A 10,092-nucleotide genomic window follows, 5' to 3' on the forward strand; every position below is an offset into this window, starting at 1 on the left:
GCAACTACGTTCAGCATAACCGAAACCAATGCTTCAGCAACTAGACAAAACCTAACTAACTGCCTAAACCTGTCGCCACCACCCTAACTGGGTAGGGCACTTGCGTTTTTGCCAGGTTTTGATTCGAACCAGAAGTCTGCCCTTTGCTGAAGGTATCCTCATAGCAGGTAGCTGCAGACAAAAAATGGGCTAACCAGCGCTAATGAGCCAGTTAGCCCATTAGTCGTCAGCAGTTATTTTGCCAAGATGGCCCACACACCGGTCAACGCGGTAACCAAGCCAATACCCCAGAAAGTGAAATCAATCTTCCATTCACTCCAACCCTTCATTTCGAAGTGGTGGTGAATCGGACTCATCAGAAAGATTCGCTTACCCGTTAGCTTGAATGAGGCAACTTGCAAAATAACACTCGCCGTCTCAATCACAAAGACTAAACCAATCCACAGCAGTGACAATTCGTGATGCAACAGAATTGAAACTGCGGCCAAGGCGCCACCTAAGGCTAACGAGCCGGTGTCACCCATGAAGATTTTAGCTGGTTTGTGATTAAAAATGAGAAAACCGAGGAGACTGCCGACTACGGCAAAACAGAATAAAGCAATATTCATTTGGTGTTGTTGCCAGGCGACGATACCGTAAGCCGCAAATGAGATGCTGGCTAACCCACTTACCAGGCCGTCTAAGCCATCGGAGAGGTTCACGGCATTACTGAACCCAACTAACCAAATAATTGCGAAGACGGCATACCAGCCACCCATGTGCCAGTTACCGAGCCCCGGAATGTGTAATTCCATGGGCAGTTGTTCGTGGGTGTAGACCCAAAAGAGGATCAGCGCGCCCACGATTTGGCCCAGCAATTTTTGCCAAGCCTTCAACCCTTCATTTTGCCGGTGGAACAGCTTGATGCTATCGTCCCACATCCCCAACGCACCGTATAAGACCAGGATAAAGAGCAAGATCCAAGTCGTTGACAGAACGTGGTGTGGGGCCAGTGCCCAGCTCGTGACCAACGTCATGATCACGATTGCAATAATGAATAACAGGCCCCCCATGGTCGGAGTTCCCGATTTCTTTTCGTGCCACGTGGGCCCTTCTTCACGAATCATTTGCCCTTCGTGCCGTGCCCGGAAATACCGGATCAGTGACGGCATAAAGGCCGCCGTAATTATAAATCCACCCAACAGTGGCAACAGTACATTCATCATTGTCTTTCTCAATCCTCATTCTCATTTATTTTGTTTCAAAGTGACCGTTAGCCCAGCGCCAGAACCGACAGTGGTGCCCGCCTTGACGCTTTGCTTGGTGACGTACCCGTCGCCGGATACCGTCAGTTTCAAACCTTCTAACTGTGCTAATTTTACCACATCGCCCTTAGACCAGCCGGTTAAACTTGGTAAAGCGACCGTGCCGCCGGTTTTTAAGAAGACGCGTTGGCCCTTGTACAGGGTCGTCCCCGTCTTCACAGACTGACTCAAGACCTTACTGCCAGAGCCTAAGGTCGTCACGGTCGCACCGGCCTTGGTCAGTGCGCTCGTGGCCTTAGTGACGGACTTGCCAGTCACTGCTGGCATCTTGGCATCCGTGGTATTCTTGGTCTCAGCATCCTCTTGTAATGCACGGGCCATCACGGGTTTCATGATCGATGCCAACAGTTGCGTGGCGGTCTTACTGCCCAGATGGGGTTGCTTCATAGTGATGTACATCACGTACTTCGGATTGCTGGCCGGGACCATGGCCGCCACAGAGTACAGATAGCTGTCGTCGCCGGATAAATAGCCGCTCCCGTTGCTGACTTGGGCGGTCCCCGTCTTCACGGCCACGCGCTCGCCACTCATTTTATAGTCGCCCCCAATACCATAACTCTTATAGACGACATCTTCCATGTGTTTGCGAACCGCTTTAGCCGTTTTGGCGGAAATGGGGTTGCCGACGGTCTTCGGATCGTACTTGGCAACGGTCTTATTGGTGTTCGGGTTAACGACCTTACTAATCACGTAAGGTTTCATCATTTTCCCGTTATTGCTGACGGCGGTCAATGCCTGGAGCATTTGGAAAAAGGTGACTTGAATCCCTTGACCAAAGGAGGTATCGGCCTGTTCAATCGGACGCTTGAAGGCAATGCTACCGGTCAGTTCGCCTGGCAACCCCGAATGGGTGCTCTTCAAGAAATGGAACCGATCAATGTATTTCTTCCAGGTCTTGGACCCCATCTGCTGTTCCAAATGCGCCATAGCCACGTTACTCGAGAGGGCAAACCCCTTGTCATAGGTGATAGTCCCCCAACCAGACGTGTTCCAATCAGGCACCGTTTGCGTCCCAATCGTGTAGCGCCCGGATTGATACGTGGCGTTGCCGTTGTAATTTCCACTGTCAATGGAAGAAGCCAGCGTGAAGATCTTCATGGTCGAACCCGGTTCGTAGGCGTCTTGGACCAGCGTGTTACGCCAAATCTGACCCAACCCCGCCTTGGTCGATGCATTGAAGGTCGGCCGTTGCGTGGCTGCTAAAATGGCTCCGGTCTTGGCATTCATCAAGACGGCATTCATGGAATTGGCCTTGACCTGGTCTTGAACGTTGCTCATTTCCGTTTCCAGTAGCGTCTGTAGGCGGGTATCCAACGTGGTGTACACGTTGTCGCCGTTTTTAGCCTTCTTATATTTCTGCTTGGTCCCCGGCAACTGGTAACCGTACATATCTTTCTTGATCTTTTGCGACCCGTTTGTCCCGGTCAATTGCTTGTTGAAGGCCTGTTCCAGCCCCATTGTCCCAATCAGTGACGTCTCTCCCGCCTTATTGGTCTTGGATTCGGCCAAGCCAACTAGGTGTGACGCGAAGATGCCGTTCGGGTAGAGCCGCGCTTCTTGCTGAATGAAGTTGACCCCACTTAAATGGGCCTTTTGAATCTTTTGCTTGGTCGTTAGCGAAATGTTTTGCCCCGCCGTCCCAAATTCTACTTGGAAGGTATTCTTCTTGCTGGGGTTCAACGTTTTGAGTGCCTGTTTGCGGCTGATGGGCAAGTACTTGGCCAGAACGGTCGCAATCTTTTCCTTGTTCGTGGCGTAAAGCTTCTCGCCGTTCAAACCAACCTGCCGCTTATCCAAGACCACGTACAAGGAGTACACACTGGTATCTTCCGCAATCGCCTGGCCGTTGGCATCGTAAATGGTGCCCCGCTTGGCCTTCAGCGTTTCGTTAGCCGTATACAGTTTTTGCGCCTGTGAGCTCAAATTGACATTTTGCACGCTCTTACCGATGGCGATATACGAAAAGCGGCAAACGATAAAAATAAACAACAGGCAGATAGCGTAAAACAGAAACCGGCCAAGACTCTTGCGGTTTCTGTTCGGTTGCTTATTCATCGTTTGACGCTCGTGGGAATCTTTCATTATTTGTTTACATTCCTTATTCTGGCATTTTCTAAACTCAAGCCTTGCTTTTTAGCAATTTTATCAAGTCGGCTGCGACTCTGCAACTCATTAATCTGTTGTTGCGCGCTGGTGTTGTGATTTTGCACCGTGGTCACTTGATTGTTGATGCTTTGCAGATTGTGTTGCGCGTTGGTCAACGCGATCTTCGACGACACGACACACACCATCATCACGGCCAAGACTAAGCCGCACGCGGTTAAGAGACACTTTTCGAATTTAGAAACCGGCAACTTGTGACTGTTCGGGTGCTGCTGCGGGTTAATCTGCGGCTGCGCCTGACGTTGCGGCTGTTCTATGTTTGGGCGTTGTTGGGGTTCCGGGGTTAGGGGAACCGCTTCAGCTAAATTATTCTGCGCCATAAATAATCATCTTCCTATGTCGATATTTATTTGATTTATTTAATTTTCTCTAAAATTCGTAATTTTGCGCTGTGTGCGCGGTGGTTCACCGCAAGTTCTGCTTCAGATGGTGAAATAGGCTTGCGATTGACTAGCTGAAAATCAGGTTGCAAGTTATCTGGAATCACAGGTAATCCCTGTGGTAAGTCTGGCAGAGACGATTGTTCGCGGAACATGGTCTTCACCAACCGGTCCTCTAAGGATTGGAAGGTGATGACACTGATACGGCCGTGGAGATCCAATAAGGACACGGCTTGTTCCAAGGAATCTTCCAAGGCACCTAATTCGTCGTTGACGGCGATGCGGATGGCTTGAAAGACCTTCTTAGCTGGATGGCCGCCGTGGCGTCTAGCAGCGGCGGGAATCCCCTCTTTGATAATGTCGACCAGTTGGCCGGTCGTATCAATCGGTGCTGTCGCTCGGTGACGCTCGATGGCTCTGGCAATTGGTTTGGCGAACTTCTCTTCTCCGTAGCGATGGAAAATCCGCATCAGATCGTTAAATTCCCATTCATTGACCACGATCCACGCCGTCAGCTTTTGGCTTTGGTCCATCCGCATGTCTAACGGGGCATCGTGTTGGTAGCTAAACCCCCGGTCGGCTTCGTCAAACTGGGGAGAAGAAACCCCCAGATCATACAAGATACCGTCAACGGCGGTTACGCCTCGCTGATTGAGTTGGGCTTGAATGTCGCGGAAATTGCTCTTGATAAAGGTTAATTTACCTTCGTCGATGTATTTTTTTAAGTGTTCTTGATTATAAGTAATGGCTGTTTGATCTTGGTCAAAGGCGTACAGATGGCCGGTCGTTAATTGCTCTAAAATGCGTTGGCTATGACCGCCGCCACCGAGAGTGCAGTCAACGTAGGTGCCAGTTGGCTGAATGGCTAATCCTGCCACCGCTTCTTTGAGTAAAACCGTTACGTGATGAAAGTCTTCCATAAACACTCTCCTTTCTTAGCGCTACATACCAAAATCAATGAGATTTTCAGCAATATCGTCGAAATCTTCTTCGGCCTTGGTGGAGAAATCAGCCCACCGGTCGGCACTCCAAATTTCAAACCGATTCGCCACCCCGACGATCACGCATTGCTTAGTCAACGCTGCGTGGTCTCGCAATGACTTGGGTAAATTGATGCGCCCCTGCTTATCCAACTCGCACTCAGTTGCAGCGGAGTAGAAGAAGCGGACGAAGGCCCGGGCATCTTTGCGGTTGACTGGCAAGGCTTTTAGCTTTTCTTGCAGCGTCTCCCACTCAGTCATGGGATAACCGAATAAACACCCATCCATGCCCCGGGTCACAACAAATTGTTCTCCCAGTTGCTCACGAAATTTGGCGGGAATGATCAGCCGGCCTTTGGTGTCTATCGAATGTTCAAACTCGCCCATAAACATAGCCAATCACTCCCATTTGTAACTATCACCAAGTTTACCACACCCCCCCACTTTCTACCACAACGTTTCCGAATTTTTATAAATTTCCCCACAAATGTTAAAAAAGCCGCGGCGAACAAGTGTTCACCGTGGCTTAACAGCGTTTATAACGCTTACTAAAAATGAGTTGTTACCCAAAAATATTAATATTTATGCATTAATTTAACTAATAACTAATAAAAAGCAGACCGCGAATCCGGCGACCCAATACAGGTCCGTCAACCGCCAAAAAGTCCGGAAAAAAGTGGTGTAAAGCAACTCTTTGTTGTGAATGGCCTGTAGAAGTGTCACACCGATACCGATCAGCATCCAGCCAATCACCAGCCACGGGAAAATTTGACCCGCGCCCAAGGGAATCAAGATCATAGCCGCGACGAAAAATAACGGCGCCATGACGTCCCACGTATTGATTTGTGCTGGCCAGTGCCGTTTGAACAGCCGCTTGACCCCGCGAATCACTAACCACCCGATTGCCAGAATGGCCAGTGTCCCCGCTGGTGATACCCAAAACGCCATGTTGTTTCCCCCTACTTCCGTTGCTTGCTAAAATTCTCGGGCTCAGCACCAGTCGTTGGTGAGCTGGTGCTAGGCATTCCGTTTAATTATAAGGATTTCTCCCGCCCGTTGCAATCACTGCTGTCAACCGCTAACAGAACTTAAACTTTACGACGGAGGGGCTAGCGGGCCGTTCACGAGGGTGTGTTAGCATAACGCGTGCTGTGGTCGTAAATGCCTCGTGAGGCCATCATTATTGACTTTCATCGCTGTCAGCGTTGCCCCCAAGCCAGTTAAGCCTGGTTTTTCTCTTTTGCTTCGTCTAATTTTCCCTCTGACCCCCGGCAGTCCAAGTCATTTTCCGAATTATCCGCCATTACTTTTCGCCTGGCGGTTGCAATTCTCTAGCGACCACGGTAAACTAATTGAGTAAATTGGACTTAAAGAGGTGGCTAAACCCGCATGGAAAAAAAGAAAAAATCAACTTTTCAAAAAATTACCAACGTTTTCGTCTGGATCATGATTATCGCAACCATTGGATCACTGGTCTTTGGTGCCATTTCCTCACTTGGCTTAATGGGCTAATCAGATCTCGTCGTCCCGTTCTTCGCAGAATGGTGGCGGCTTTTTTTCTGCGCGACTGTCAAGTCACCAGTTTCAGAAACGCATATTAATTAATCAGCTGAATACTGAGCTAAATGCTTGCACCAGCCGCGCTGAGATAAAGCGTTTGCACGGTTAGCTAACTTATTACGAGAGCCGACCGCCTACCGTCCGCCAATATGGGTTGGAACGCTGGGGCGGACGGGTCGAGCCAAAGGACGGTCTCGACGCCTCGCTTTGAGCCGAAAGCCCGCGTCTAAAAGACGCCATTTGCCTAAGCGGCCAAGACCACCGCTAAAGCAACTCCCACGGCTGAACCCATATTTGGCAGACTCTCGGCTACAGGAGTGCATGCCAATAATAATCGGCTTAGCCCCAGGCGGCAGATCTAACAGCGGGGCTCTATGCTGGTAATTACCACCCCCGTCGAAGGCAGCAGGCAGAACTCCGACTGACGCAGGCGAATTTTATCAATCCGAAAACCTAACAGCTCACAATTAAAAAGGTGTTTCTCCCCGCCGCCATTTTTGACGACCTCAGGAGAAACACCTTTTTCATTTTGACTAATCATCAGACTGATCAGCATTACTATCCGGTTGCTTGTAGACCTGGCGAGGCTTACTACCCTCTTGGGGGCCGATGTAGCCGCGCTGCTCCAAATCGTCCATGATGCGGGCGGCTCGGTTGTAGCCAATCCGGAAGCGCCGCTGCAACAGTGACGTGCTGGCCTTTTGCTGATCGACCACGAAGGCCAACGCATCATCAAAGAGCTCGTCATCACTATCGCCAGCCTCTTCTTGCTGGATTTCTTCGTCGCTGACCATCATGTCTTCATCATAGTCCGCAGACTGCTGTTGTTTGATGAAATCGACTACGTTCGCCACGTCCTCGTCTGGGATGAAGGCCCCTTGGACCCGCACCGGCGAGTTGGCATCAACGGGTTGATACAGCATATCCCCGCGACCTAACAGCTTTTCAGCCCCATTGGTATCCAATATGGTCCGCGAATCGATCCCACTCGACACCGCAAAGGCAATGCGTGACGGCACGTTGGCCTTGATCAGACCGGTGATGACGTCGACGGATGGCCGTTGCGTGGCCAAAATCATGTGCACGCCGGCCGCCCGACCCATTTGTGCCAGGCGAATGATGGCGTCTTCCACTTCGCTGGAGACCGTCATCATCAAGTCAGCCAATTCATCAACGACGACCACGATGTACGGTAGCATCGGCCGGGCTTGATCGTCTTCCGCGTTCGCCTTTTGCACGAAGGCGTTGTACCCCGAAATCTTACGTTGCCCAAATTGTGAGAACAATTCGTAGCGCCGTTCCATTTCAGCCACGACCTTGTGCAAGGCCCGCGCCGCCTTCTTCGGTTCGGAAACCACGGGCGTCAGTAAGTGGGGAATCCCGTTGTAAACGCTCAATTCCACTTTTTTCGGGTCGATCAGCATCAATTTCAGCTGGTCTGGCCGCGCATTCATCAACATGCTGGTAATAATGCCGTTGATGGCCACGGACTTCCCACTCCCGGTCGCCCCGGCAATCAGTAAATGCGGCATCTTGGTGAGGTCCATGCTGACGACCTCACCCGTCACGTTACGGCCCAGTGGCACCTCCAACGGCTTGTTGGGGTGCGGCGGCTGGTCCTCGACCACGTCTCTAAAGGCCACGGTCGAGACTTCCTTGTTAGGCACTTCAATCCCAATCAAGGATTTTCCAGGAATCGGCGCTTGAATCCGAATCCCTTTGGCAGCCAGGGCTAAGGCCAGGTCATCCGCTAAATTCACGATGCGTGAGACCTTCACCCCGATAGCCGGATGCAGCTCATATTCGGTAACGGACGGCCCCAAGCTGACATTCTTTACTTCCGCATCGACGCCAAAACTATCGAGCGTCTGCTTCAAAATCTTGGTATTGGCGTCAATGGCGTTGACCTCTTCCGTCTGGTCAGTTGGCGGCACTTGCTTCAGCAGGTCTGCCGTGGGCAACTGATAGTTGGGATCCACGGGCGTACTGTTAGCCAAGGCATCGGCCACAGCACTGTCGTCGGACTCGTCCGCTTTAGGTTGGGGCGTCTGCTTAGGCTTGGCATCGGCCGCCACTGTGATGTGGTAGCTCGGTTCTGCCTTGACGGGCGCCTGTTTGTCATGGGGTTCCGGTAAGTCTTTGTCAGCCGGATCCGCTGGTTTTTCAACGGCCGGTTTGGCGGGATGCTTGGGGTGCTGGTCCGCGCGTTTAGCCTGACGTTTCTTGGCGAGTTCACCGCCCCGTTTCAACGCCGTTCCGCTAGCCGCTAAGCCCGAACGTAGCGTTGCCCAAACACGTTGGGCACCCTGCTCGACGCTGGCCAACGGAATCTGGAAGAAGACCATGACCCCGCCTAACATAATCAGCCAGGCCGCAATTTGCGCGCCAATCAAGGCAATCAACCAGGCAATCACGCTGAGCAATAACGCACCAATCACGCCACCGCCCAACTGTGAGGTCAGCCCGCCGCTGGTCAAATCAGCCAGGCCGTTGTGCCACACGGTCGTGAGAAATTGACTGTGCTGGTCAACAGCCAAGAACTGGCTGGCACTCATCCATAGTAGCCAGCCCGCGTAAACGAGGCCGCCACCAATCAGGTAGTGCCGCGCAATCTGCGGCAGCGTGCCGGTAACGGTGAGGGCTACCCCCACCGCGGCGACTAAAATCAGCCCAAATTGGTAACTGTCCCCCACCACTAGGCGCACCAGATTGGCAGCGAGGGTCCCCAGCAGGCCCAGGTTAAAGAGTCCCAGACCAGCCAAGGCCAGCAGGACCAACCCAATCACATTTGCGGTATAGGGAAACGGCTGTGATTTGGTCGTCTTCCGCCGCGTGGTTTTACGCTTGGTTGGACGCCGGCGAGTTGTTTTTCGTTTGGTAGCCAACCGATGGCCTCCTTTCGCTTACTTTAATTTATCGTGCGGGTATTTGTGGACCCGTTCCAACTTGGGAAATTGTTGTTGACGCAGAACTTCATAGATGACGATGGCCGCACTGTTGGACAAGTTCAGCGCCCGAATGTGGGTATCGTCTTGCGGAATCCGAATGCATTTTTCGGCGTGTTTGCGCATGAAGGGTTCTGGCAAGCCAGTCGTTTCCTTCCCAAATAAGAAGTAATGGTCGTTATCATTGACCTGGTAGTCCGGTTCCGTGTAGTCTTGGTCAGCGAATTTGGACACTAAGTACAATTGCGTGGGGTCACTGACGGTTTCTAAAAAGGCCGGTAGATTGTCGTGATAACGAACATCCACCTTGTCCCAGTAGTCCAAACCGGCCCGTTTTAAGTGGGCATCGTCAACGGAAAATCCGAGGGGCTTGATCAAGTCCAAAATGGTGTCGGTGCCGGCACAAGTCCGGGCAATGTTACCGGTGTTGGCCGGAAACAGCGGTTCAAATAAAACGATGTGATTGCTCATAAATTCTCTTCTCCGTTCTGTTATCAAACATTCGTTCTGTCCCATTATTATAGCCATTTCGGGGTTGCTTTGACAAGGGGCTGGGGCAAATCCACCAGGTCTTTCATGCGTGATAATTAAAAGGCTCAGGCGCCCAATTGTGGCTCTTTGTCAACTGTTGTTGGTAATCGGCTGTCTGAGGTTGCCTAATCGTATTATGATTAGGCAGCCTTTTTAATTCCGAATACTAGATGAATCCTTAATCTAAAGCTACTAAAACAACCGAATCCGTAGCTGACTCGCTTGATTA

The 10,092-nt window shown here is 51.3% G+C and carries 9 protein-coding genes; 1 reads left to right on the top strand and 8 read right to left on the bottom strand.

Going from position 1 to position 10,092, the window contains the following annotated elements; genetic code table 11:
* Positions 1 to 233 precede the first annotated feature (233 nt).
* From mraY to EKM83_RS10160, 6 genes are all read right to left on the bottom strand, one after another.
* Complete coding sequence (gene mraY / locus EKM83_RS10135; protein WP_164505646.1) at positions 234 to 1,205, bottom strand: phospho-N-acetylmuramoyl-pentapeptide-transferase; 972 nt, start codon at positions 1,203 to 1,205, stop codon at positions 234 to 236.
* A 21-nt stretch (positions 1,206 to 1,226) separates the two neighbouring features.
* Complete coding sequence (locus tag EKM83_RS10140) at positions 1,227 to 3,386, bottom strand: penicillin-binding transpeptidase domain-containing protein (RefSeq protein ID WP_125577071.1); 2,160 nt, start codon at positions 3,384 to 3,386, stop codon at positions 1,227 to 1,229.
* Positions 3,386 to 3,787, bottom strand: a complete 402-nt coding sequence (gene ftsL, locus EKM83_RS10145) for a cell division protein FtsL (RefSeq protein ID WP_125577073.1) — start codon at positions 3,785 to 3,787, stop codon at positions 3,386 to 3,388. Before ftsL ends, EKM83_RS10140 begins: the two co-directional genes overlap by 1 nt.
* A 35-nt stretch (positions 3,788 to 3,822) precedes the next feature.
* On the bottom strand, positions 3,823 to 4,767 hold the full coding sequence (gene rsmH / locus EKM83_RS10150; protein WP_125577075.1) for a 16S rRNA (cytosine(1402)-N(4))-methyltransferase RsmH: 945 nt from the start codon (positions 4,765 to 4,767) through the stop codon (positions 3,823 to 3,825).
* Between the two features lie 21 nt (positions 4,768 to 4,788).
* Positions 4,789 to 5,220: a division/cell wall cluster transcriptional repressor MraZ gene (mraZ, locus tag EKM83_RS10155; protein WP_125577077.1), complete on the bottom strand. Its 432-nt coding sequence runs from the start codon at positions 5,218 to 5,220 to the stop codon at positions 4,789 to 4,791.
* Positions 5,221 to 5,421: 201 nt separating this feature from the next.
* Complete coding sequence (locus tag EKM83_RS10160; protein ID WP_125577079.1) at positions 5,422 to 5,775, bottom strand: DUF3397 family protein; 354 nt, start codon at positions 5,773 to 5,775, stop codon at positions 5,422 to 5,424.
* A gap of 441 nt (positions 5,776 to 6,216) precedes the next feature.
* Here EKM83_RS10160 and EKM83_RS10165 point away from each other — a divergent pair, with 441 nt between their 5' ends.
* On the top strand, positions 6,217 to 6,339 hold the full coding sequence (locus EKM83_RS10165) for a DUF4044 domain-containing protein (RefSeq protein WP_125577081.1): 123 nt from the start codon (positions 6,217 to 6,219) through the stop codon (positions 6,337 to 6,339).
* 581 nt (positions 6,340 to 6,920) lie between these two features.
* On the opposite strand, the gene EKM83_RS10170 is transcribed toward EKM83_RS10165, so the two are convergent.
* Together EKM83_RS10170 and EKM83_RS10175 are read right to left on the bottom strand one after the other, a co-directional pair.
* Entirely contained in the window at positions 6,921 to 9,272 is a 2,352-nt protein-coding gene (locus tag EKM83_RS10170; RefSeq protein ID WP_125577083.1) for an FtsK/SpoIIIE family DNA translocase, read from the bottom strand.
* Positions 9,273 to 9,290: 18 nt separating this feature from the next.
* On the bottom strand, positions 9,291 to 9,803 hold the full coding sequence (locus EKM83_RS10175) for a tRNA (cytidine(34)-2'-O)-methyltransferase (protein ID WP_125577085.1): 513 nt from the start codon (positions 9,801 to 9,803) through the stop codon (positions 9,291 to 9,293).
* Positions 9,804 to 10,092: the final 289 nt, after the last annotated feature.

Source organism: Levilactobacillus angrenensis, from assembly GCF_003946085.1.
In the GTDB taxonomy this organism is placed as follows: Bacteria; Bacillota; Bacilli; order Lactobacillales; family Lactobacillaceae; genus Levilactobacillus; species Levilactobacillus angrenensis.

Coding starts and splice junctions, on each gene's coding strand:
- EKM83_RS10140 (WP_125577071.1), bottom strand. CDS start 3,386: ATGAAAGATTCCCACGAGCGTCAAACGATGAATAAGCAACCGAACAGA.
- EKM83_RS10165 (WP_125577081.1), top strand. CDS start 6,217: ATGGAAAAAAAGAAAAAATCAACTTTTCAAAAAATTACCAACGTTTTC.
- EKM83_RS10175 (WP_125577085.1), bottom strand. CDS start 9,803: ATGAGCAATCACATCGTTTTATTTGAACCGCTGTTTCCGGCCAACACC.
- ftsL (WP_125577073.1), bottom strand. CDS start 3,787: ATGGCGCAGAATAATTTAGCTGAAGCGGTTCCCCTAACCCCGGAACCC.
- mraY (WP_164505646.1), bottom strand. CDS start 1,205: ATGATGAATGTACTGTTGCCACTGTTGGGTGGATTTATAATTACGGCG.
- rsmH (WP_125577075.1), bottom strand. CDS start 4,767: ATGGAAGACTTTCATCACGTAACGGTTTTACTCAAAGAAGCGGTGGCA.
- EKM83_RS10160 (WP_125577079.1), bottom strand. CDS start 5,775: ATGGCGTTTTGGGTATCACCAGCGGGGACACTGGCCATTCTGGCAATC.
- mraZ (WP_125577077.1), bottom strand. CDS start 5,220: ATGTTTATGGGCGAGTTTGAACATTCGATAGACACCAAAGGCCGGCTG.